Source organism: Rhodococcus sp. USK10, assembly GCF_019378875.1.
Lineage (GTDB): Bacteria > Actinomycetota > Actinomycetes > Mycobacteriales > Mycobacteriaceae > Rhodococcus_F > Rhodococcus_F pseudokoreensis.
Genome location: NZ_CP076048.1, coordinates 3,148,476 through 3,171,522 on the forward strand (window position 1 = coordinate 3,148,476; position 23,047 = coordinate 3,171,522).

Below are 23,047 nucleotides of genomic sequence, written 5' to 3' on the forward strand. Positions count from 1 at the left end.
AGCGCATGACCGGCGTCCCCGATGACTTCGCAGGAAACTCACAGCCACCTCGATCCGGATACCCAGTTCGGTCGCTGATCCTGGACATCCGGGCGACGTGCCCGCACTCGACGACCGCACGCCCGAGGGACAGCCCATGCGAACCGAACCGATCCCCATCGAAACGCCCGTAGCGCCGAATACGCGGCACAGCGATCGGGGTCGCCCGGATCGTCACACCGCGGACCGGTTCACCGCTCGGCAGTTCGATGCCGGCGTCCGCTATGGTGCCGGCATCTCGCTCTGGCTCAGTCTCCTGGTGGTCTGTTACTGGTGGACGGCCGACGGGGGTATCGAGGATCTCGTGGTGCCCGAGACCGCGCTGATGTCCGTGGGGCGCCTCGCCGGGCTGGTTTCCGCCGGTCTTCTCCTCGCGCAGGTCTTCCTCGTCGCGCGTATTCCCATCCTCGAGCGCGCCTTCGGTCAGGACCGGCTCATCGGCTTGCACCGCATCGTCGGATCGACGTCCGTCGCGGTCATGGTCGGGCATGTCTGCATCATCATCTGGGGATACGCCGGCGGCGACCTCACCCGGAGTCCGGCGATGCTGTGGGACTTGACCGTCGACTATCCCGGGATGTTGCTGGCCGTCGTCGGTACCGCGCTGTTGCTGATGGTCGTGGTCACCAGCATCCGGTGGGTGCGGGACCGGCTGCGTTACGAGAGCTGGCACCTGCTTCATCTCTACGCGTATCTGGGCGTGGGACTCGCTGTTCCGCACCAACTCTGGACCGGTCAGGAGTTCCTCACCGCACCCGCGGCGACGGTCTACTGGTGGACCCTGTGGGCCCTGGCCGTTGCGGCGGTACTCGTCTGGCGCGTCGGTCTTCCCGTGTGGCGCAATGCGCGGCACCGACTGCGTGTCATCGCCGTCGTTCCCGAAGGCGACGGTGTCGTCTCGGTTCACCTGTCCGGACGCCGACTCGACCGTTTGCCCGCGGCCGCGGGCCAGTTCTTCCACTGGCGATTCCTGGGCAGTCCCGGGTGGACCCGGGCCAATCCCTACTCGCTGTCGGCCGCACCGGACGGTCGTAGCCTGCGGATCTCTGTCAAGGCGGTCGGCGAGGGCAGCTCGCGCGCCCACACCCTGACGCCGGGTACACCGGCGCTGTTCGAAGGCCCCTACGGGCGACCCTCACACCGCGCCCACGGTACGCGCCGGGTGGCATTGATCGGGGCCGGAGTCGGCGCGGCCCCAATACGAGCACTGGCCGAAGAACTCGACTACCGGCCCGGCGAGGCGATCATCCTGCTGCGCTACACTTCCGAACCGTTGTTCGTCCGGGAGCTCCATGACCTGGCCGACCGACGAGGTCTGCAGATCGTGTGGCTTCCCGGCCCACGGCGGTCCCCTGCGTCGTGGCTCGGCAGCGGTATGGGTGAGATCGACGATCTCACCGCGCTGACCCACTGGATACCCGACGTCGCTTCCCGCGAGGTCTACATCTGCGGTCCGCAGCCGTGGACCGACGCGGTTCACCGCACGACCCGCGCGGCCGGCGTCCCCGACGGCCGTGTCCACTCCGAAGCCTTCAGGTGGTGACCTCTCGATGAAACGCATCGTCACATGGCTGCTGAGCACGATCACCGCAGGTGTGCTGCTGTTCGGGTACCACACCTCCACCGAGGGCCCGATGGACGCGGCCCCCGACACCGTCGTCGCCTCCACCTCCCTACCCGGAAATCTCGGACCCTCAGGGTCCTCCGAGCCCCCGGAACCATCCGAACCGAGTTCCGCGGGCGGCGGCCCTGCACCGGAGTCCTCGTCCACGATAACCGGTTCCACAGCCCAAACCCGTTGGGGTCCCGTGCAAGTACAGATCGTGGTGTCGGGCGGCACGATCACCGACGTGACCGTTCCGCAGTATCCGGACGGCAACGGCAAGGACCAACAAATCAACGCCCGCGCCCTGCCCGTGCTGGTGGACGAGACCCTCGCCGAACAAAGTGCGGACATCGACATGGTGAGCGGTGCCACCGTCACGAGCGCCGGCTATGTGCAGTCGCTGCAGTCCGCTCTCGACGAGGCGGGGCTGTGAGCGTCGACACCCTGCCCGGGTCCACACCCGACCCGGCGCGCCGCGAACGCACGCAGCGCTACGTCCAGCACGTGATGGGGATGCCGGTCAGTCTGGCGATGCGGGGACGCCACGCCGCCGATCGCCGCGGCCGCCAGGCCTGGGCCGACACACTCGCCTCCTTGCGTGCGACGGATCGGCTCTTCAGTACGTATCGACCGGATTCCTTCCTTTCGTCAATGATCCGAGGAGAGAAGGGAACCGATCAACTGCCCGCCGCGGTGGCCGAGGTCTTTGCCCTCGGCCACCGCGCCGAACGCGAATCCGGTGGCGCCTTCGCGATCCGCCGACCCGGTCCCACCGGCGAGATCGTCCTCGACGCCGACGGCGTCGTGAAAGGCTGGGCGGTCGAGCGGGCCGCCGACCACCTCCTGGCACTGGACGCCACCGACTTCTGCCTCTCCGCGGGCGGCGACATGACCTGCCGCACCCTCGATCCCGACGCGACACCATGGCGCATCGGAATCGAGAACCCCTTCGACACGAGAACTCTCATTGCCGTCGTGCCCGTGCACACCGGCGCGGTCGCCACCTCCGGCACCGCGCACCGCGGCAACCATCTCGTCGACGCCCGGACCGGCGAGCCCCCCGCCGGCGTCGCCTCGGTCACCGTCATCGCCGACACACTGACCTGGGCAGACATCGACGCCACCGCCGCCTATGCAATGGGCGAGCATGCCGCCGACTGGCTCGCCACCAGGCCCGGGCGCTCCTACTTGGTCGTATGGGCCGACGGAACCACGAGCCGAGCAGCAACTGCCGTTGACCGGTAGAGCACCGGGCGACGACACCGCCATTCTGCAGGCGCCGCTGCACTCGTGACGGTGCGGAGATCGTGCGTCAGAAACTGGTGAGAGCAGCGATCTTCCGCTTCGCGGACCGTTCGACCAGCAGTGGAACGAAATCGCGCACCACCCCCGCGTCGAAGGCCGCATACACGTCGTGCACGATCTGCTCGACCGTGTGGCGTGGCAGTCCGGCGTGCTCCACTGCAAGCCGGTCGACGACCAACTCGACCTGACGTCGCTCTTCGTCTACGGACATGATCACCCTCCCCTGGGAATTCCGGGGCCACTCCATCTCGCAACCTCCGTGTCACTCGATCTTCACACGGCTAAAGTTGAAAATTAAACTTACGTGAGTGTGAGATAGGCGACCCCCACCGACGCGAGGTGCGCGTCGCCCACGTGTTTCGGCGGCGCCGGCACCGCCGTCCGGCCGCTCCCGGCGTTCACCACCGTGTGCTATTCAGGGGCATGAGTACGTCACTGGTCGATCCGCCCGTCGGGGCCACCCTGGCCGCCATCCGCGCCGTCGCACCCAAGCTCGCGCCGAGCGAGCGCCGAGTGGCGGACGTGTGCGTGGAACGCCCCCGGGACGTGGCGTGGTGGTCGGCAGCCGACGTCGCGGAACACGCGGGGACGTCGAACGCCACCGTGGTCCGGGCGTGCCAGAACCTCGGATTCAAGGGGTTCCAGCACCTGCGGATGCTGCTGTTGCGTGACCTCGGTGCCGCGGACACGCCGACGACGGATGCGGAACCTGGCGCACAGTCCGGAGCCGGGCTGCTCCGAGCCGTGTTCACCGAATTTGCCAACGACCTCACCGGCGCACTCGCACCTCTCGAAGACGAGTCCTTCGAGCAGGCGGTCCATGCGCTGGCGTCCGCCGACCGGGTGCTCGTCGTGGGCAACGGCGGTTCGGGCCCGTCCGCGGCGGCCGTCGCGATCAGGTTCCTCGCCAACGGCCGGCCCGCAGAGGCGCCGGCCGACGCGGTAATCCAGCAGCTGACAGCGGGGCACCTCACCTCGCGCGACGTGCTGCTCGCAATCAGCGGCAGCGGACTGAACCAGGTCACGCTGCGGCCGGCCGAGGCGGCACGGGCGGCAGGGGCCACGGTGATCGGCGTGACCAGCTACGCCCGGTCGACACTCGTGGAGCTGTCCGACATCGGACTGGTCGTCGGGGGCGGCAGCGGGCCGTGGACCGGGCCGGGCGAGATGTCGCCGGTGGTGCAGGTGGCGTTCCTGATCGGGCTGCAGATCGCGGTCTGCCGGGCTCGTGGCGGTTCGGAGGAGGCGGCGGCCGCGACGTTCAAGCAGATTGTGCCGCTGATCAATCCGTGATCGGCCGGACGTTGCGCCAAGCATTACCGATGCTTGGCGGCCCGTTCGGCCCGCGTTCACTTTAGCCTGGCTAACTTCCGCTGAAACCAAAATTCCCGATTCAACGTGATCGGGTAACAGCATTTCATCGGGAGAGGCCATGGGCAGGATTCGTATCGAGAACCTGAGTCGCACATTCGGAGGCGTCACAGCCGTCGACAACATCGACCTCGACATCCGGGACGGCGACTTCCTGGTCCTACTCGGGCCCAGCGGCTGCGGGAAGACCACCTTGCTGCGGATGCTCGCGGGCCTGCTCGAACCCACCAGCGGCCGGATCCTCCTCGACGACGAGGACATCACAATGGCGCCGGCGCGGAGGCGGGACGTGGCGATGGTGTTCCAGAACTACGCCCTGTATCCCCATCTCAGCGTCGCGAAAAACCTCGCGTTCCCGCTGCGGGTGAAGAAGATGCGCAAAGCGGACGCCGCCGAACGCGTCGACACCGTCGCGCAGCAACTCGACATCGCTCACCTCCTGGGCCGCAAACCGAAGGAACTGTCCGGCGGACAGCGGCAGCGCGTGGCCGTCGGCCGCGCCATCGTCCGCAATCCCAAGGCATTTCTCATGGATGAGCCGCTGTCGAACCTGGACGCCAAACTGCGGACCGCGACCCGCCGCGAACTGACCGAACTCCACCGGCGTCTCGGTGCGACCTTCGTGTACGTCACCCACGACCAGGTGGAGGCGATGACGATGGCGACGCGGATCGCCCTGCTGAACAACGGTGCCCTCGAACAACTCGGCACGCCGGAGGACGTCTATGACCGGCCGGCGTCGGTGTTCGTCGCCGGCTTCCTCGGCAGCCCGGCCATGAACCTGATCGACGCCCGGGTCCGCACCGTCGGCGGCGCCGTTGTCGCCGCCACGGACGGCGTCCACGCGTCGCTGTGGCCGGGGCAGACCGAGGGCCGCGACATCGTCCTGGGGATCCGCCCCGAACACCTCCGGATGGCAGACCCGGGCGCCGACCTGCCGGTGCGACTGTCGGTGGACGTGACGTCCGTCGAGAACCTCGGCAGCGAGCAGGTCGCCTACTGCGAGGTGGGTGGGTCCACCGTCTGCGTGCGGGCACCGCGGCCGATCGCGTTGCGCCCGCACCGATCCGCTGTCCTCACCGCCGACGCCGCGCACCTGCACCTGTTCGACCGCGCGACCGGTCGCCGCCTGGAATGGGTGGATCTGCCCGAACACACCGATCTTCCGTCCCCGGTTCACCCCGCGGTGAACCGTTCCACCACCGAATCTTTCGCAACAGGAGCAGTGTGATGCGTAGAACGAAATTCTCGGCCGTCCTGGTGGCGGCCGTGGCCATGGCCACCCTGGCCGGTTGTGCCACCGGCGGGGCTGCCGCCGGGCCGGGGGGCAGCGATCACCCGGTGCCCGAACTCGACCCGAACCAGCAGGTGGACATCGTCTTCGAGTCCTACAACCTGGCACAGGCAGGCCTGTGGTCCGACACCATCAACGGGCTGATCGCCGACTTCGAGTCAGAGCACCCGAACATCCACGTGAAGGGACAGCCGCCGCAGGGCGGCGGTGCCGTCGGTTCGGGCACGGCGAGCAGCGTCCAGACCCAGATGCTGGCCGGCTCGCCGCCCGACGTCGCCCAGCTGACCTTCGACACCCTCGACTTCGCCGTCAACCAGCTCGGCGCAAAGTCCCTCGACGCTCTGGCAGGCAAGGATGCCGTGCAGGCGAACTTCGCCGGCGCGCACCCGTTCCATCCGCGGGCGGCGACACTCGCCGACTGGAACGGCGAAACGTACGGCATTCCCTACGTGTTCTCGACACCCACCCTGTTCTACAACGCGACCGCGCTGGCGAAGGCGGGCCTGCCCGCCGACGTCGACCTGTCCACCTGGCCGAAGGTGGCCGCCGCAGCCAAGGCCGTCACCGCGGCGACGGGCAAGCCCGCACTGTCGGTGTCGTGCTCGGTGAAGGGCGGCAACTGGTGCATGCAGGCGCTGTTCCGTTCGGCGGGCGGCGACGTGCTGTCGCAGGACCGCTCGACCATCGAATTCGGTGAACCCGAAGCCGTCTCGGCGGTGACGATGCTTCGGCAGCTGTACGACGACGGCGTGCTCGCCAACATCAGCTCGGCGACGCAAGCCGAGAGCTTCGCCAAGGGCGACGTCGCCATCCAGTTGCAGACGTCGGCCGTGCAAGGCATGTTCATGAAAGCGGCGACGACGGGCGGCTGGGAGCTGCGCGCAGCCCCGATGCCGGCGTTCGAAGGACGGCAGGCGGTACCCACCAACTCCGGGTCGGCACTGTTCACCTTCTCCCAGGACCCTGCGAAGCAGCGGGCGGCATGGGAGTTCATCAAATTCATGACGAGCGACCATGCCTACACCCAGATTTCCAGCAAGATCGGTTACCTGCCGCTGCGCCCGTCCCTCACCCAGGACCCCGCAGCCTTGAAATCGTGGGCCGACGGCAATCCGCTTCTCGCCCCCAACCTGAGCCAGCTCGACCGGCTCGAGCCGTGGAAGTCCTACCCCGGCAACAGCTACGTTCAGGCCGACGACATCCTCGGCCAGGCCATTGAGGATTCCGTCTTCTACGGCAAGGACCCCACGCCCACCATGGCGGCCGCGCAGCAGCGCGTGCAGGAACTCATCCGGTAGTCACTTTTCCCTCCGATCGAACGAGACACGACACATGACCAGCACTCTCCCGGCGCCCGGACATCATCGGCGCCTGAGCCTGAACGGCACCTACAACTTTCGTGACCTCGGCGGCTTCGCCGCGGCGGATGGCGCGATCACCAGATGGAACAAGCTGTTCCGCTCGGATGCCCTGCACCGGCTCGACGACGCGGCGCGCGTCGCCCTCCGTGAGCGGAACCTGGCCCTCGTCATCGACCTGCGCGAACAGCAGGAACTCGACGAGGCCCCCAGCGCGCTCACCGGGGTCGGACACCGCGTTCTGCACCTGCCCGTCTACGAGGGCACCCTCGATCTCGACAACGTGAACTTCGATCTCGCCGTCGTGTACCGGGAGATGGTCGGGCGGTACGGCGCCCGCCTGGCCAGGGCGGTCCGCGCCATCGCTGCCTCGGGTGACGACCCCACGATCGTGCACTGCACCGCAGGCAAGGACCGCACCGGGATCGTCGTCGCATTGACGCTGGCGGCCGTCGGCGTCGACCAACGGGACATCGTCGCGGACTACGCCATGACGGAGATCCTGCTGGCCGGGGACTGGACCGCCATGATGATCGAGAAGATGCGCACCCGCGGTCTTCCCGAAGGTATCGACCACCACGTGATCAATGCCAGCCCTGCGGCACTCATGCACGCGACGCTGGAGTCGATCACCGACTCGCACGGCGGCGTCCGCGAGTACCTGCTGGCCCACGGCATGACCGCGGCCGAACTCGACGACCTGCGCGCCGCGCTCGTCGTCTGACCCCCGACTTCCCGAGGAGAAATGCCATGTCCCAGTACAGCGGACCCGACCACTACATCCTGCATCTGAGCGACACCCACTTCGTCACCGACGGTGACCTGCTGCACGACCGCGTCGACAGCGACGCAAACCTCTCCCGGCTGTTCGAGCGGCTCGAGAAGACCGGGCAGCGCCCCGAGGCCATCGTGTTCACCGGCGACCTCGCCGACATGGGCGAGCCCGAGGCGTACGTGCGTTTGCGCCGGATCGTCGAGCCCGCCGCGGAGCGTCTCGGCGCGAAGGTGATCTGGGTGATGGGCAATCACGACGCCCGCCCGGCCTTCCGGAGCGGCCTGCTCGACGCCGAACCCACGCAGGACTCGGTCGACGCAGTCGTCGACGTGAACGGGCTGCGGATCATCGTGCTGGACAGCACGGTTCCCGGATACCATCACGGCCTGATCAGCGACGAGCAACTCGCGTGGCTCACCGAGGTGCTCGCCGAGCCCGCGCCGCACGGCACCCTGCTCGCCCTGCACCACCCCCCGGTGCCGAGTCTCCTCGACGCCATCGAAGCCGTGGAACTGCAAGATCAGCACCGGCTCGAGACGGTGCTCGCAGACACCGACGTCCGCGGGATCCTCGCCGGCCACCTGCACTACTCCACCACCTGCACCTTCGCCGGAATCCCCGTCTCGGTCGCGTCCGCGACCTGCTACACCCAGGACCTGCTCGTCGAGCAGGGCGGGCTCCGCGGCCAGGACGGCGCCCAGGGATTCAACATGGTGCACGTCTACCGGGACCGCGTCCTGCACACCGTGGTCCCGCTGGAGGTGTCGCCCACCGTGTACGAGATGAGTGCCGACGAGATCCGGGAGTCCATCGCAGAGCTCACCACCGCCGCGGTGCAGTGATGTTCGCCGAAGTTCCCGCCGCGGCCGCGCCGGTCACACCGTCCGGTACGGACCGCGCGGCCACCGTCCGCCCGTCCCGTACCGGCCGCGTGGTGCGCCGTCTCACCCCGTACCTGTACCTGCTGCCCGCCGTCGTGCTGCTGATCGTCTGGATCTACAAGCCGCTCGCCGAAACCGTCGGGCTCTCGTTCTACAAGTGGAACATGGTCCCCACCAGCCCGAAAACACCGGTGGGACTGGACAACTACACGCGGGTGCTCGCGCTGCCCGAACTCCATCAGGCACTGCGCAACACCGTCGTGTACGTGCTCGCGTTCATGGTGTTCTCGTTGCTGCTCCCCGTGGTCGTGGCGCTGCTCTCGAACCGGGTGTCGGGGCGCGCCAAGACCGTGTACCAGGCGTTGATCTTCGTCCCGTTCCTGGTCACCCCGGTCGCCGGGAGCGCGATCTGGCGCTGGCTGTTCAATCCCGACGGCGGCACGATCCCCCGGGCCGCCGCGACGCTGGGCTTCGAGCTCGGCAACGTCTTCCGTGAACCCTCGCTGGCGCTGGCCGGTGTGGTGCTCATCGTCGGGTGGCAGATGCTCGGATTCGGTGTCCTCGTGATCTCCGCCGGACTGGCCGGCATCAGTCCCGACTACGCGTCGGCGGCCGCTCTCGACGGCGCGTCGCAGGCAACGATCACCCGCCGGATCATCCTTCCGCTGTTGTCGCCAACATTGGTGTTCCTCGGGCTGATGACGATCCTCCTCGGGGCGCAGTGGGCGTACCCGATCATCGACATCGTCACCCAGGGCGGACCCAGCGGCGCCTCCACGAACATCTACTACCTGCTCTACCAGTTCGGGTTCCAGAACTTCGACGCCGGACTGTCCGCCGCCGCGGGAACGCTGTTCTTCCTCGGCTTCGGGCTCATCGCGATCGTGTTCGTCCGCCTGTCGGACCGACTGAGCTTCTACGACAACTGAGATCGAGAACGAGGACCACTCATGACATTTGTACTCGTCGACGGGCCGGCGAACCCCGCGGCCGCCACGATCGCGGCACCCCCGGCTCGCGATCCCGGCGACGCTCCCGTCGCCACTCGCTCACTGCCCCGGCTCGCGACCGGTCACGTGGTCCTCGCCGTGGTGACCCTCTTCAGCGTGTTCCCGGTGTACTGGATGTTCGCCACCGCGTTCCGCGCGCCGGAGGACTCGCTGTCCGTCAATCCGATTCCCTCGCCGTTCTCCCTCGCCAATGTCCGCTACGTGTGGGAAAACCTGCCGATGGTGTCGATGCTCGGCAACACGTTCGTCATGGCATTCGCGATGGCGACGAGCCAGTTGGTGGTCGCGATCCTCGCCGCCTACGCGTTCTCGCGGTGGACGTTCTTCGGCAAGCAGGTGTTGTTCCTGCTGTTCGTCGGATCGTGGCTGGTGCCGTTCCAGGTGACGATGATCCCGAACTACCTGCTGATCTCGCAGATGGGTCTGCTCAACACCGTGGCGGGCATCGTGATCCCCAATCTGTGCTCGGCGTTCGGAGTTCTGCTGATGCGTCAGCACATGGAGGCGTTCCCGCGGGAACTGCTGGACGCCAGTCTCATCGACGGACAGAACTCGTGGGCCACCCTGTGGAAGGTGGTGCTGCCCAACATGAGGCCGGCGCTCGCGGCGCTGGGCATCATGCTGTTCATCTCGGCCTGGAACGAGTACCTGTGGCCCTCGCTGGTGATGCGGCAGTCGAATGCCGTGGTCCAGATCGGAATCCGCGGATTCCTCGGCGAGGAGGGCAACAACTGGGGCGCCGTCATGGCCGCGTCCGGCATCGCATGCCTGCCCATCTTCCTGATCTACCTGTTCCTGCAGCGCTACGTCCGCGACGCGTTCGTGCGGTCCGGACTCAAATAGTCACTTCAACAACAAAATTCACCCATCCGAAGGAGCCCCTTCCGTGAAGATCGTCCAGATCAGCGACACCCACCTGACCGCCCGCGGTGGCCGCACCCAGGAGAATTTCGACCGCGTCGTCGACTACGTCAACAACACCGTCAGGCCCGACCTCGTCGTGCACTCCGGCGACATCGTGATCATCCACCCCGACGACGACGCCGACCGCGCCCACGCCCACACCCTGATGCAGAAGTTCACCGCCCCCGTGCTGGTCGTGCCGGGCAACCACGACATCGGCGAGCCCGGCGCGACCCCGTGGAAGGGCATCGGCGTCACCGACGAGCGAATCGCCGCATTCGAGAAGGTGTGGGGCCCCGACCACTGGCGTCACGACACCGAAGGCTTCACCGTCCTGGGCCTCGACAGTGAACTCTTCGGCTCGGGACTGGACCGGGAGAGCGAACAGTGGACGTGGATCGAAAACACCGTCCGCGACATCCCGGACACCCAGCGGGTGATCGTGTTCCTGCACAAGCCGATCTGGCAGGCGATCCCGGAGCCGAGCGAGCACGCCTTCGACATCGGAGAGTCCCGCGCCCGCCTGCTGGAACTGCTCGAGACGGTGTCACTGGCCGCAGTCGGCAGCGGACACCTGCACTGCTACCGGCAGACCCGCCGCGGTGACGCGATCGAGGTATGGGCACCGGCCACCGCCTTCGTCGCCGGCGAGGACGACACCTTCGCCGGCCCGCTCCACCAACTCGGCGTCGTCGAGTACGACTGCACCGATGGCGCTGTCCGGGCGGCCTACCGGTCGGTGCCCGGCCTCGACGACGTTCACGTCACCGCCGTCCCCGAGGTGGTCGAGGCGATCGAGGTACTCGCGGACAGCCCCGTCTGCTGAGACCCGGATCCACCACTCGCCGTCCCGGCGGTGAAGCCGACACGTCTCAGCTCGCCGCGTTCCAGGCGGCCGCCGCGGCGAGCAGGGCCCGGACGCCGGTTTCGAGAGTCGGATCGATGACGGGGGCGAACTGCGGCGAGTGGTTGGTCGGCACTCCCTCGGGTAGTGCCAGGGCCGCCGTGGCGGTGAGGTCCAGGTGGGCGAACGCCGCGGGGTCGGCGCCGCCGAAATGCCAGAAGACGGAGGGACATCCGGCGGCGGTGGCGAACACACCGAAGTCCTCGCTGCCGGCGAGTGGACGTGGCATCGGCAGTATCCGGTCCGAACCGAAGGCGCCGGCGAGTGCGGCGACGACCCGCTCGGTGGCGGCCTCGTCGTTGACCGTCAGCGGAAAGTCGTTGAGGGGGCTGAACTCCGGGTCCTTGGGCGCCCCGGATGCGGCCGCCTCGGCGTTGACGACGCGGCGGATCGCGGGCAGCACCCGGTCACGCACCTGCGGGTCGAAGGTGCGGACGTTGACCTTCAGTTCCGCCTCGTCGGGGATGATGTTCTCCTTGTGGCCGCTGTGGAACGAACCCACGGTGACCACCGCCGAATCACCGGCGGCCACCTCGCGCGACACGACCGCCTGAAGCCTCCCCACCACGGCCGAGCCCATGACGATGGGATCGACGGTGTGTTCGGGCGCCGATCCGTGCCCGCCGCGCCCGAAGAGCCGGATACGGAAACTGTCGGCGGCAGCCATCAATGTTCCGGGGCGGGTGACGATCGTGCCGGCGGGGAACGGTCCGACGTGCTGGCCCAGGCACACATCCGGCCGGGGGAAGCGCTCGACGAAACCGTCGTCGACCATCGCCCGGGCGCCCTGCGCGGTCTCCTCGCCGGGCTGGAAGACCACCACGAGGGTGCCGCGCCACAGGGAGCGGTCCGCGGCGTACAGCGCGGCGACGCCGAGCAGGCAGGTGACGTGCACGTCGTGACCGCACGCGTGCATGACTGGCACCGTCACCCCGTCGGGATCGATCCCGGTGTCGGTGGAGGCGTAGTCGAGTCCGGTGTCCTCGCGGACCGGCAGTCCGTCCATGTCGGCGCGCAGCAGCACCACCGGACCGTCGCCGTTGTGGAGCACACCGACGACGCCGGTCCGGCCGACGCCTTCGGTGACGTCCCAGCCCTGTGCGCGCAGCGCCGCCGCGACGATGTCCGCGGTCCTGTTCTCCTGCATGGACAATTCGGGGTGGGCGTGCAGATCGCGGTAGAGGTCGGCGAGTGCGGGCAGCAGTACCGCCAGGCCGGCCTGGGCGGGAGTACCGGGAGGCAGAGCGACGGTCTGGGAAAATGCGGTCATGGTGCTGTCCTTACGTTGTCGTGGCTGGGTGAGTTCGGGCGTTGTGGCTCGCGGGGCGAAATGGCTGCACTGAAAGCGTTGGGATGCTGCGGTGTTCCCAGCGCGAACGCGCCTGCGAGGACGGCGCCGACGACGAGGAAGGCGAACGCGGCAGTGTAGGAATAGCGATCGACCAACGCGCCCATCACCATCGGGGTGATGAATCCGGCGGCCTGACCGCCGAAGTTGATCATTCCCGACCCGGTGCCGACCATCCCGGCAGGCAGCGTGCGCATGGGTATCGCGAAGATCGGCATGTAGCACAGCGTGGCGGAAGCGGTGGCCAGCGACAGGAGCGCGACGAATTCGGTCAGCGACGTCACCCGGTTCAGGAAGAGGATGCACACCGCGCAGACCGTCATCGCGGGGAAGACGATCAGTCGATGCCGTCCGCCGAGACGGTCGATGAGTTTGCCACCGGCGATGATCGCGACGCCACCGACCAGGGCGGGGATCGCGGACAGCAACCCGGATCCCGTGAGCGAGATGCCGCGCTCGGTCTGGAGATAGGACGGGATCCAGGAGTTCAGGCCCCACACGATGATGCCGTAGCCGAAAAACATCAGGGTGAACCGCCACATCACCCCCGAGGCGAGAACGGTGCGCAATCCTCCCGGTTGATCCGGTCGGGCCTCGGTGTCGTCGGACTGCGGCAACGTGGCGGGCAGCCACAGTTGGATCGCCGCCCAGACCAGAACTCCGAGCCCGGCGACCGCGAAGAACGACATCCGCCAGCCCCACAGGGCGATGATCGGCGCCGCGATGAGTGGGGCGAGCACCGCGCCGAAGGCGTTGGAACTCTGCGCCCACCCGGTCGCCGTCATTCGCTGTCCCGGCGCGGTGCGTTCGGCGACCGCCTTCATGGCCGCCGCGGGGTACACCCCCTGCCCCACCCCGAACAGGAACCGAATCGCCAGCAGCACGGCGAACGCCCAGGCAGTGCCGGTCAGGGCGGTGAACAGGGACCAGATCAGCAGCGACCAGGAGACCACTCGTCGGGAACCGAACCGGTCGGCGAGCAGACCGCCGGGGATCTGGCACAGCGCATAGGAAAGGAAGAACGCGGAGATGACCATGCCCTGCTGGGTGTGGCCGAGACCGAACTCGGCACCGATCGAGGGCAGCGCGAGGTTGATCGCGAGGCGATCGATGTAATCGACGACCCACGCGGCGAACAGAAGGATCACCGTGATCCGCGCGGCCCGGTCCAGTGGGGTCCGATCGGCGTTGGCGCGGTGCACTTCTGGTGGATGTTTCACAGTTTCTCCCGGATGACAGGGTCGGCGAATCACCGACACACCAAGTCGACGCCTCGGCACCTCCGACACGGCCGCCGCGCACTGGGTGAAGACTAGGAACCATGAGGGTCGCAAGAACGAAAACGCAGGATTCCGTCACCACACCGCCGGACGCGCCGGAATCCGACAGCCGCCGCGGCCAGGACGCATCCTCGACGGGTGGGCGTCCACCGTTCGACGAGCTGGACCTGGCCCTGATCGACGCCCTCCAGACCAGTCCACGTGCCCCCTGGTCACAGGTCGGCACCGCGCTGGGCATCGGGGCGACCACCGCGGCCCGCCGCTGGCACCGCCTGACGGAACTCGGGCTGTCCTGGGTCACCGCGTATCCGACGCCGTCGGACGATCACTGCGTGGCATACGTGGAAGTCCGCTGCAGTCCCGGCGCGATCGAGCCGCTGATCGACCGGCTCGTCACCGATCCGCGGGTGTTCAGCCTCGAGCAGGTGGCGGGAGACTTCGACCTGTTCCTCAGCGTCGTGACGCGCGGGCCTGCCGCGCTCGCGCACTTCCTCAGTCACGACCTCGGCGCGCACGACGGGGCACTGTCGGTGAATACCCGGGTGTCGCTGCGCGGGTACCGGGAGGGCAGCAGCTGGCGCGTGCGCGCATTGGACAGGGACCAGCGCGCCCAGCTGGGCGCGCGTCCGGCATGGACGCACCCGGATGCGTCCTCGAGCCCGGACCTCGTCCTGCTCCGGGCACTGGGCGGCGACGGCCGCCGCACTTACGCCGAACTCGCCGCCGCCACCGGCATCGCCGAGCCGACCGCGCGACGCCGGTTGCAGCGGATGATCCGCCAGGGCGAGATCCTCTTCCGTTGCGACTTCGCCCAGCAGCTCGCGGGCTGGCGGCTGCTCGCCACCTACCGGATGAACGTGCCTGCCGATCGTCTCGACGACGCCGCCCGCGAACTCTCCGCCCTCCCCGACGTACGTCTGTGCGCCGCAGTGACCGGCAACTGCAACCTCCTCGTCTCGGTGTGGTCGCGCTCGGCGGAGGAGACCGCCCGGCTCGAGGGTCACTTCGGTGAGCGGATCCCGGGCCTGAGCATCACCGCACGCACCGTGACCCTGCGCACCGTCAAACGCATGGGGCAGCTGCTCGACCCGGACGGCACCGCCGCCGAGCACATCCCGCTGGAGATGTAGGGACCGCGATGGATTCGGCCTCCCCGCCGAGCCCACGACCCGGCATAGAGAACCACGCGAAAACCGCTGCCGACCAGTCCGATCTGCACGCCGTCAGGCGCAACTCCTTGGCCGGCGGCTGCACGATGATCCCGAGAACAGGCCGTGACCGACCGAAGTTCGCAGTCGTCAAATGACAAAATGACGTCGTCCTATGGCAAGACGTCCGAGACCTGGGACACATACCGTTGGGGCATCTCGACGAACCGCCCTTCGAGCGGCGCACCAGGAACGGATGATGTCCATGCACGCAGTTGTCATGCGGAACGGCGATCTCGAAGTCACCGAGATCCCGATGCCGGAGCCTCGCTCCGGGGAGGTACTGGTCAGGACGCTAGCCAACGGAATCTGCGGATCGGATTTGCATTGCGTCAGTCACGGACCGGAGTTCGTGGCCGGCGTGAAGGCTGTCACCGGCAGCGATCTGCTCGACGTCGGCAAGCCGGTCGTCCTCGGGCACGAGTTCTGCGCCGAGGTCGTCGCGTACGGACCCGGCACGAGCGGGACCCTCGCGCCCGGCACCCGGGTGGTGTCGCCGCCGCTACTGCTCCGCGACGTCCCCACCCAGCTCGGCTTCGGTGGAATCGATACCCCCGGCGGCTACGCGCAGTACATGGTGCTGTCCGAGGCACTGCTGATGCCGGTGCCGGACACCCTCGGCACTGCCACGGCGTCGTTGACCGAACCGCTCGCCGTGGCGCTGCACGCGGTCAATCGCGGCGCGGTCGGCGCCGACGACGTTCCCCTTGTGATCGGCTGCGGTCCAATCGGCCTGGCGACGATCGCGGTGCTGAAGATGCGCGGCGTCGGGCCGATCGTCGCAGCCGACTTCTCCCCGGCCCGTCGTGCTCTTGCCGCGAAACTCGGCGCCGACGTCGTGGTCGATCCGCGGGAGTCGTCGCCGTACGAGTCGTGGCACCAGGTCGCGGCGACCGCCGACCCGGCGAGAGCCGGCCGCCGGACGGCACTGTTTCCCGAGCTGTCCGTGCGTCCCTCGGTCGTGTTCGAGTGTGTCGGCGTTCCCGGGGTCATCCAACAGATCCTGGCCGGCGCGTCTGCCTGTTCGCGGGTCGTCGTCGCTGGGTTGTGCATGCAGGAGGATCGCTTCCAGCCGACCTTCGGTGTGCTGAAAGAGATCGACCTGATCTTCTCAATCTATTACACGGTCGACGAATTCGCGGAAACCCTGGCACATCTCGCCGCCGGTAAGCTCCAGGTCGACGCGTTGATCACCAGGAGTGTCGGGCTCGGCGATGTCAGGCAGGCTTACGCAGATCTGGCCGACCCGGAGCAGGACGCCAAGATCATCATCGACCCCACCCTGGGCTGACTTCCGGCCCGACACCTTCGTTCCGGCGCACCCTCGCCGGAAACGCTCCACCATCCGAACCCCATTCGGGGTCACACATCCACAACAGGAGACTCGACATGACCGCACAGCCCTTCACCAAGGCCCCCGTGTTCTCGCTGCCCCAGGACGAACTGCTCACCCTCAACGCCGCGGACATCCCCGTCATCAAGGACGCGCTCGCCCCCGGCGTCAACTACCAGCCGCTGTTCCTCGATCCCGAGGTCGGGATCTGGGTGGTCCTGGCGCACTTCTCCCCCGGTGCCGAACTGCCCGTGCATCTGCACACCGGCGCCGTTCACGGTTACACCCTGTCCGGCAAGTGGGCGTACCGCGAGTACCCCGATCAGCCGCAGACCGCGGGCAGCTACCTCTACGAACCGGGGTCGTCGATCCACCAGTTCTACGCCCCCGAGGACAACACCGAGGACACCGTCGTCCTGTTCATCGTCTACGGCGCGAACGTCAACTTCACCCCCGACGGCCAGTTCCATTCCATCCTCGACGCCATCACCATCAAGACACTGACCGAACAACTCTCGGAGGCACAGGGACTCGGAAAGGTCAACTACCTCACCGGCGGCAGTGCCCGCTACACCGCGAGCTAGTTTCAGCCTGAATACGAAAGGGGTTGCCGGTATGACCGCAACCATCCCCCGTCCCGCACCGGAACTGCCGGGCAAGGTCTTCATCACCGGCGCAGACGGATTCATCGGCCGCGCCCTCACACAGCGGATGCGTGCCCTCGGCGTCGAGGTCACGGGCGTCGACCTTCGAGCCGACCCGGCGAACGGGATCGTGGCGGGGAGCACCACCGACCCCGATTCCTGGTCCGCGGCACTCGATGGCGTGGATGTGGTGATCCACACCGCGGCGCTCGTGTCGAACGTGGCTTCCCTCGAGGATGCCTGGACGGTCAACGTTTTGGGGACCCGGCGGGTGCTCGACGCCGCGATCGGTGCCGGCGTGCGCCGTTTCGTCCACCTGTCGTCGATAGCCGCGTTTGGCTTCGCCTACCCGGACGGTGTGGACGAGAAGTATCCGGTGCACGTCAACGGACACAGTTACACCGACACGAAAGTCAACTCCGAGGCCGTCGTGCTCGCCGCGCACGCTGCCGGCGAAATCGACTGCACCGTCATCCGACCCGGTGACGTGTACGGGCCGGAGTCTCGGCCCTGGGTGATCCTCATCCTGCAGATGCTCGCGGCTCGCCAGCTGATCCTGCCGAACGGCGGAAAAGGAACGTTCACACCGGTGTACATCGACAACCTCGTCGACGGAACCCTGCTTGCGATCGCCTCCGACGCCGCTGCCGGGCAGATCTTCAATATCACCGACGGCGACGGCATGAGCTGCGCACACTACTTCGGCCGGCTGGCCCAGATGATCGGCGGCCCCGTCCGCACCCTGCCTGCCGGACTCGCCATCGCACTCGCAAGCACCGTCGGCGCGGTTCAGCGGCGACTGGGCCTGCCCAGCGAGCTGAGCCCGGGAACCATGCTGATGCTCAACCGGCCCGGCGCATACTCCATCGACAAGGCCCGCACCGTCCTCGGCTACGAGCCGCTGGTGTCGTTCGACGAGGGGATGACGCGGGTCGAGACGTGGGCCCGGGAAGAAGGACTGATACCGGCCTGAGGTCACCACCTCGCCATCCGTAAGGCCGCCGCGTACTTGACGGGACGCGGCCCCCTTTTGACAATTGACGACTGTGGTCAACCTCATCCGAGCATCGGCACTGGCCAACTTCGGGGATCTGGTCACCGACCTGGGCGGCGACCCCGATGCCGTGCTGCTCGAGCACGGAGTGGACCCGGCCGTCGCCGGCGACCACGACCGCTTCCTCACCTACACCGCGGTCGCCACCGTCATCGGTGAAGCGGCGACAGAACTGGGACGCCCCGACTTCGGGTTGCAGCTGGCGCGCCGTCAGAGCATCGACATCCTCGGCCCGATCGCGGTCATCGCCCGCCACGCCGACACGGTGGCCGACGCTCTCGACGGCGTGTCCCGCTATCTGCACACCTACAGCCCCTCCATTGCCACCGAACTGCGGAGGGGCGCGGCGGCCTCGGACTTCACCTTCACCGTGTTGCTTCGCCAGCTACCGCACCGGGACCAGATGGTCGAACTCAGTCTCGGCATCGGACTCGGGGCACTCCGGCTGCTCGTCGACCCGGACTTCGTTCCACTCCGGGTCACCATGCAGCACGCACGATCCGCGGAGCCGGAAGCCTACGAGGAGTTGTTCGGTTGCCCGATCGAGTTCGAGGGCTCACGGAACTGCCTGGCGTTGCCCAACGGTGCACTGGACACGCGAATTCACGGCTCGGACTCCGCAGCCCGCGCTCTCGCCGAAAAATACCTGGCACCGAAACGTCCCGATCTCGCCGTCGCCGACCACGTGCACGACCTGATCCGGCGACTCCTGCCGCTCCACCAGGCGAGCCTCGTCGACGTCGCCAGGGAAATGTCGCTCCACCCCAGGGTGCTCCAACGCCGACTCGCCGAATCGGGCACCACCTTCGAGGCCATCCTCGACGAAGTCCGGCGCGCCGCCGCACTGAGCCTGTCCGCCACGGGACTCCAGGTAGCGCAGATCGCGCGGATGCTGGGCTACTCCGAGCAGAGCAGCTACACTCGCGCCTGCAAACGCTGGTTCGGGCAGTCCCCACGCCAGCTGATCACCGGCTCGACGTCGAGGCCGTGGCGCGGTCCACACGCTCAGCCCTGAGTACCGGTCCGGCATTCGCGGGTGCCTCCAGTCCAGTCGCACCCATCAATCCCGCCGATCACTCGTGGAGGCATTTGGTCTTGGACGCAAGCCCCGCGATCACCGAATGTGAAAGCACGTGCCACTCGCGCGTCACGGACGATTCACAGGAGGAACAATGGGGCCGCTCGACGGAATCAACGTGCTCGATCTCGGCGGAGTACTGTCCGTCCCGTATGCGGCGACGATGCTCGCCGAACTCGGAGCGAGCGTGATCAAGGTCGAGAGCCGCGACGGCGACCAGCTTCGTGGAAATCATCCGATGCACCGCGGCATGTCGGCGATGTACTACAACGCCAATCGCGGCAAACGCGGCATCGTGCTCGATCTGAAGTCGGACAAGGGAATCCGGGCCGTTCACGCCTTGATCGCGAAGGCCGATGTGGTGATGGAGAATTGGCGTCCAGGTGTCGCCGAACGGCTGGGTCTCGGACTCGACGAGCTTCGTTCCCGACATCCGGCGCTGATCACGGCATCGGTGCGGGGCTTCGGGTCGACGGGCCCCTATGCCGGACAACGTGTGTACGACCCGATCATTCAGGGCGTGTCCTCGATGGCCGCCACGCAGGACGAGGACACTCCCCAGTTGGTGACGAATGTTCTCCCCGACAAGCTGACGTCGATGTCGCTGGCGCAGGGCATCCTCGCGGCCCTTGTCCAGCGCGGCCGGACCGGTCGAGGCGACCACGTCGAAGTCACCATGCTGGACACCGCGATCTCCTTTCTCTGGCCGGACATGATGCAGACCGACACATTCGTCGACGCACCTCCCACGGGGAAGGTCGAACGAAACACCCGGGTGGCGCAGATCCTGCGCGCCGGTGACGGCAAGTGGCTGATCTGCACGGCCACCACCAATGCGCAGTGGAGACTGCTCTGTGGGGCAATCGAACGGCCGGACTGGATCGAGAAGTTTCCCGGGCTGGTCGATCGCCGCGAAGCGCGCACAACGATCAATGATCAGCTGACCGCGATGTTCCAGGATTCGACTCGTGACCAGGTGTTGAAGCTGTTTTCCGACGCCGACATTCCCTGCGGGCCGCTCAACACCGTCGAGGAGATGTTGACCGACCCTCAGGTGCAGGCGAACGACGTGATCCGCGAGGTCGAGCGACCCGGCCTGGGCATCGTGCGTGAACCCGCGCCGCACGTCCGAGTCGGTACGGAGCCCTGGCAGCCGACCCGTCTCGGGGCACCACGTCTCGGCGAGCACACCGAGGAAGTGCTCGCCGAACTCGGGTTGAACGTCCCGTGACGGCCCCTGCCTCGAGCAGGGAACTCCCCTCGACTGGGTGCGGACGATCGTGACCGGCGCTGTCGATGCCGGCGCGCGGACAGCGCGAAATCATGCAGTTTCACGCAAGCCCGCCTGGGTACTCCTGATCGCATCGTTCACGGCGTTCCTCGGCGGTTTCAACCAGAGCGCTCTGAATGTCGTGCTGCCGGTGATCGCGGGCGACCTCCGATCGAGCGCCGTCGCGACCAGTTGGATCCTGCTGGCCTATCTGGTCACGATGTGCTCGTTGCTGGTGGTGTTCGGCCGGATCGGCGATCTGGTGGGCCGCCGGCGCCTCTTCCTGTCCGGTGTGAGCCTGTTCGCACTGTCCAGCTCGGTGTCGGCTACGGCACCGACGGCCGGAATACTGATCGCGGGCCGAGGATTTCAGGGCGCGGGCGCCGCGATGATGTTCGCGACCGGCGCCGCTCTCATCGCCTCCGCATATCCGCCGAAGCAACTGAGCGGGGCGATGGGCGTGTACTTCGCAGTCAATTCGCTCGCTCAATTCCTTGGGCCCGTCATCGGTGGCGTCATCGCGGCGCATCTGGGATGGCACTGGGTCCTGTGGCCGAATGTCGCTGTCGCCTTCTGCGCGGTGCTCACCGGTTTCTTCGTGCTTCCCCACGAAGCACCGAAATCCTCCGGACAGCGACTCGACCTGCTCGGTTCCGGACTGAGCATCGGCGCCGTCACCACCGCGATCACGGCGCTGAGCCTCGGGAGCGCGGCGGGCTGGACGGATCTGCGGATCGTGGGGCTGTTGAGCGCCTCCGCGGGCAGTGCCGTTGCCTTCGTCTGTTGGGAACGACGGGCGGAGTCTCCGCTGGTGGACCTCTCGTTGTTCGCCGAGCGGATATTTCGCTGGGCGAATGTGTCGAGCTTCCTCAACTGCGCGGCGCGGTTCCCCCTCGTCTTGCTCATCGCACTGCTGTTTCAGACCGTGCATTCCTCCGGAGCAGCGATCGGCGGCCTCGCTGTCGTGCCGGTCTCGATCGGCACGATGCTCGCGTCGTTGAGCTACCGCCTGCTCGAGCGTCGTTTCGGCGCCTACGTGCTCGGTATCGCCGGCTCGCTCATGACCAGCCTCGGGATCCTGATTGTCCTGCTGTCCGTCACGGCTCATACCTATGCACTGCTTGCAGGTTGCGGCGGGCTGATTGCGGGAGCGGGAGCCGGAATCCTCGTGGTTGCCAATGGCGCGACCATCCTGCGCCGCTGCGACCAGGCCGCGCTCGGCGCGGTCAGCGGCATCAGATCGCTCGTCCAGATGCTCGGCAACACGATCGGAACTTCACTGTGCCTGGCGGTGGTGACGGCGCCCCTCACCGGTGGCGACAAGTCCGCGATCTTCGGCGGGCGCGCCGATTCGCTCGATCCCTCAGTCTTCGGCGACCTCGGTCACGGTTTTCATGCCGCATTCGGCCTGCTCGCCTTTCTGGCTCTCGGTGGCGCGGTGGCCGCCGCCCGTGCGCGCGACGACCACCGGCGCCGGCTAGCGATATTCCGGGGAGGCCCAGCCCGGGAAGATGTCGGGAAGATCCGTGGCGACAGTGCGGGTGAAACGCGCCGGCCGCTTCTCCAGGAATGACGTGACACCCTCGTGGGCGTCGCTGCTCGAGCCCTGTGCACGCATTCCGCGGGACTCCGCGATGTGCGCGTCCATCGGATGGGGCGCGCCGAGCATCCGCCACACCAATTGACGGGTCAGGGCAACCGAGACGGGTGCCGTGTTGTCGACGATCTCGGCTGCGATTCGCCGAGCGGCACCGAGCAACTCCTCCGGCGGATGGACGGCGCGAACCAGACCCGCGTCGAGTGCCTCCGCTGCGGTGAACAGCCTTCCCGTGTACAGCCATTCCACGGTGCGGTCGACGCCGACCACGCGCGGGAGGAACCAACTCGAGCAACTCTCGGGAACGATGCCCCGTCGAGTGAACGGAAACGCGAACTTTGCCGTCTCCGAGGCCAGTCTGATGTCCATGGGCAGGGTCATGGTCGCGCCGACTCCCACTGCCGGACCGTTGATCGCCGCTATCACCGGCTTGGTGGAAGCGTAGATTCGCAAGGCCATCTCGCCGCCGCCGTCGCGGGGAACTCCGCCGCCGGCCTCGTCCGCAGCGTCGAATCGCGAACCCCCCTCGGACAGATCAGCGCCCGCACAGAAGCCCCTTCCCGAACCGGTCACGATCACCACACGGACCTCATCGCTGGCATCGGTCTGATCGAACGCGGCGATGATGTCCGATTTCATCGTTTTCGTGTAGGCATTGAGACGGTCGGGTCGGTCCAGCGTGATCGTGGCGATACCGTCCTCGACATCGAGACGAATGGTGTCGAATTTCATCGGTGAGCGTCTCCTTGAATGTGGCCGTGCTCGTATGTGCCGGCACGCTGCTTCCAC

At 67.4% G+C, this 23,047-nt stretch carries 22 protein-coding genes; 18 read left to right on the top strand and 4 right to left on the bottom strand.

The features are described 5' to 3' along the window. Positions 1–136: 136 nt before the first annotated feature. Genes I1A62_RS21565 through I1A62_RS21575 form a run of 3 tightly spaced genes read left to right on the top strand, consistent with a single transcriptional unit; the run spans position 137 to position 2,890 of the window. The gene (locus tag I1A62_RS21565) at positions 137–1,582 is read left to right on the top strand and encodes a ferredoxin reductase family protein (RefSeq protein ID WP_257890860.1); all 1,446 of its coding nucleotides are present in this window, start codon (positions 137–139) and stop codon (positions 1,580–1,582) included. A gap of 7 nt (positions 1,583–1,589) precedes the next feature. Further along, on the top strand, positions 1,590–2,078 hold the full coding sequence (locus I1A62_RS21570) for an FMN-binding protein (protein ID WP_124394730.1): 489 nt from the start codon (positions 1,590–1,592) through the stop codon (positions 2,076–2,078). Next, positions 2,075–2,890, top strand: a complete 816-nt coding sequence (locus I1A62_RS21575; protein ID WP_257890861.1) for an FAD:protein FMN transferase — start codon at positions 2,075–2,077, stop codon at positions 2,888–2,890. The genes I1A62_RS21570 and I1A62_RS21575 overlap by 4 nt, the downstream gene beginning before the upstream one ends. 67 nt (positions 2,891–2,957) lie before the next feature. Here I1A62_RS21575 and I1A62_RS21580 read toward each other — a convergent pair whose 3' ends face one another. Then, a complete protein-coding gene (locus I1A62_RS21580; protein ID WP_124394731.1) occupies positions 2,958–3,161 on the bottom strand; it encodes a three-helix bundle dimerization domain-containing protein in 204 nt (67 codons plus the stop codon). A 212-nt stretch (positions 3,162–3,373) separates the two neighbouring features. Between I1A62_RS21580 and I1A62_RS21585 the strand changes: the two genes are divergently transcribed. The 8 genes from I1A62_RS21585 to I1A62_RS21620 all read left to right on the top strand — a co-directional run bounded on the left by I1A62_RS21585 (position 3,374) and on the right by I1A62_RS21620 (position 11,368). Further along, positions 3,374–4,243: a MurR/RpiR family transcriptional regulator gene (locus tag I1A62_RS21585; RefSeq protein ID WP_095862689.1), complete on the top strand. Its 870-nt coding sequence runs from the start codon at positions 3,374–3,376 to the stop codon at positions 4,241–4,243. Positions 4,244–4,382: 139 nt separating this feature from the next. After that, positions 4,383–5,552 carry an ABC transporter ATP-binding protein gene (locus I1A62_RS21590; RefSeq protein ID WP_219459711.1) on the top strand — a complete coding sequence of 390 codons (1,170 nt, stop codon included), beginning with the start codon at positions 4,383–4,385 and terminating at the stop codon, positions 5,550–5,552. Next, positions 5,552–6,913: an extracellular solute-binding protein gene (locus I1A62_RS21595; RefSeq protein WP_219459712.1), complete on the top strand. Its 1,362-nt coding sequence runs from the start codon at positions 5,552–5,554 to the stop codon at positions 6,911–6,913. The genes I1A62_RS21590 and I1A62_RS21595 overlap by 1 nt, the downstream gene beginning before the upstream one ends. Before the next feature lie 34 nt (positions 6,914–6,947). Beyond that, positions 6,948–7,697: a tyrosine-protein phosphatase gene (locus I1A62_RS21600; RefSeq protein WP_219459713.1), complete on the top strand. Its 750-nt coding sequence runs from the start codon at positions 6,948–6,950 to the stop codon at positions 7,695–7,697. Positions 7,698–7,723: 26 nt separating this feature from the next. After that, on the top strand, positions 7,724–8,590 hold the full coding sequence (locus I1A62_RS21605; RefSeq protein WP_124394735.1) for a phosphodiesterase: 867 nt from the start codon (positions 7,724–7,726) through the stop codon (positions 8,588–8,590). Continuing rightward, positions 8,590–9,558, top strand: coding sequence for a carbohydrate ABC transporter permease (locus tag I1A62_RS21610; RefSeq protein WP_219459714.1), 969 nt, complete (start codon positions 8,590–8,592; stop codon positions 9,556–9,558). Before I1A62_RS21605 ends, I1A62_RS21610 begins: the two co-directional genes overlap by 1 nt. A 21-nt stretch (positions 9,559–9,579) precedes the next feature. Further along, positions 9,580–10,482, top strand: a complete 903-nt coding sequence (locus tag I1A62_RS21615; protein ID WP_124394737.1) for a carbohydrate ABC transporter permease — start codon at positions 9,580–9,582, stop codon at positions 10,480–10,482. 43 nt (positions 10,483–10,525) lie between these two features. Continuing rightward, positions 10,526–11,368 carry a metallophosphoesterase gene (locus I1A62_RS21620; RefSeq protein WP_124394738.1) on the top strand — a complete coding sequence of 281 codons (843 nt, stop codon included), beginning with the start codon at positions 10,526–10,528 and terminating at the stop codon, positions 11,366–11,368. 46 nt (positions 11,369–11,414) lie between these two features. Here I1A62_RS21620 and I1A62_RS21625 read toward each other — a convergent pair whose 3' ends face one another. Continuing rightward, positions 11,415–12,716, bottom strand: coding sequence for an amidohydrolase (locus tag I1A62_RS21625; protein ID WP_219459715.1), 1,302 nt, complete (start codon positions 12,714–12,716; stop codon positions 11,415–11,417). Beyond that, a complete protein-coding gene (locus I1A62_RS21630; protein WP_124394739.1) occupies positions 12,713–14,014 on the bottom strand; it encodes an MFS transporter in 1,302 nt (433 codons plus the stop codon). Before I1A62_RS21630 ends, I1A62_RS21625 begins: the two co-directional genes overlap by 4 nt. A gap of 101 nt (positions 14,015–14,115) precedes the next feature. Here I1A62_RS21630 and I1A62_RS21635 point away from each other — a divergent pair, with 101 nt between their 5' ends. The 7 genes from I1A62_RS21635 to I1A62_RS21665 all read left to right on the top strand — a co-directional run bounded on the left by I1A62_RS21635 (position 14,116) and on the right by I1A62_RS21665 (position 22,234). Further along, positions 14,116–15,204, top strand: coding sequence for an Lrp/AsnC family transcriptional regulator (locus tag I1A62_RS21635; protein WP_219459716.1), 1,089 nt, complete (start codon positions 14,116–14,118; stop codon positions 15,202–15,204). 283 nt (positions 15,205–15,487) lie between these two features. Then, positions 15,488–16,573: a zinc-binding dehydrogenase gene (locus tag I1A62_RS21640; protein ID WP_219459717.1), complete on the top strand. Its 1,086-nt coding sequence runs from the start codon at positions 15,488–15,490 to the stop codon at positions 16,571–16,573. 98 nt (positions 16,574–16,671) lie between these two features. Continuing rightward, positions 16,672–17,199 carry a 2,4'-dihydroxyacetophenone dioxygenase family protein gene (locus I1A62_RS21645; protein WP_219459718.1) on the top strand — a complete coding sequence of 176 codons (528 nt, stop codon included), beginning with the start codon at positions 16,672–16,674 and terminating at the stop codon, positions 17,197–17,199. Positions 17,200–17,230: 31 nt separating this feature from the next. Beyond that, complete coding sequence (locus I1A62_RS21650; protein ID WP_219459719.1) at positions 17,231–18,232, top strand: NAD(P)-dependent oxidoreductase; 1,002 nt, start codon at positions 17,231–17,233, stop codon at positions 18,230–18,232. A 73-nt stretch (positions 18,233–18,305) separates the two neighbouring features. Further along, a complete protein-coding gene (locus I1A62_RS21655; protein ID WP_219459720.1) occupies positions 18,306–19,328 on the top strand; it encodes an AraC family transcriptional regulator in 1,023 nt (340 codons plus the stop codon). A gap of 157 nt (positions 19,329–19,485) precedes the next feature. Next, complete coding sequence (locus I1A62_RS21660) at positions 19,486–20,622, top strand: CaiB/BaiF CoA-transferase family protein (protein ID WP_219459721.1); 1,137 nt, start codon at positions 19,486–19,488, stop codon at positions 20,620–20,622. Between the two features lie 49 nt (positions 20,623–20,671). Further along, positions 20,672–22,234, top strand: coding sequence for an MFS transporter (locus I1A62_RS21665; protein WP_219459722.1), 1,563 nt, complete (start codon positions 20,672–20,674; stop codon positions 22,232–22,234). Here I1A62_RS21665 and I1A62_RS21670 read toward each other — a convergent pair. Further along, entirely contained in the window at positions 22,139–22,990 is an 852-nt protein-coding gene (locus I1A62_RS21670) for a crotonase/enoyl-CoA hydratase family protein (protein ID WP_219459723.1), read from the bottom strand. The two genes, I1A62_RS21665 and I1A62_RS21670, sit on opposite strands and share 96 nt — an antisense overlap. Positions 22,991–23,047: the final 57 nt, after the last annotated feature.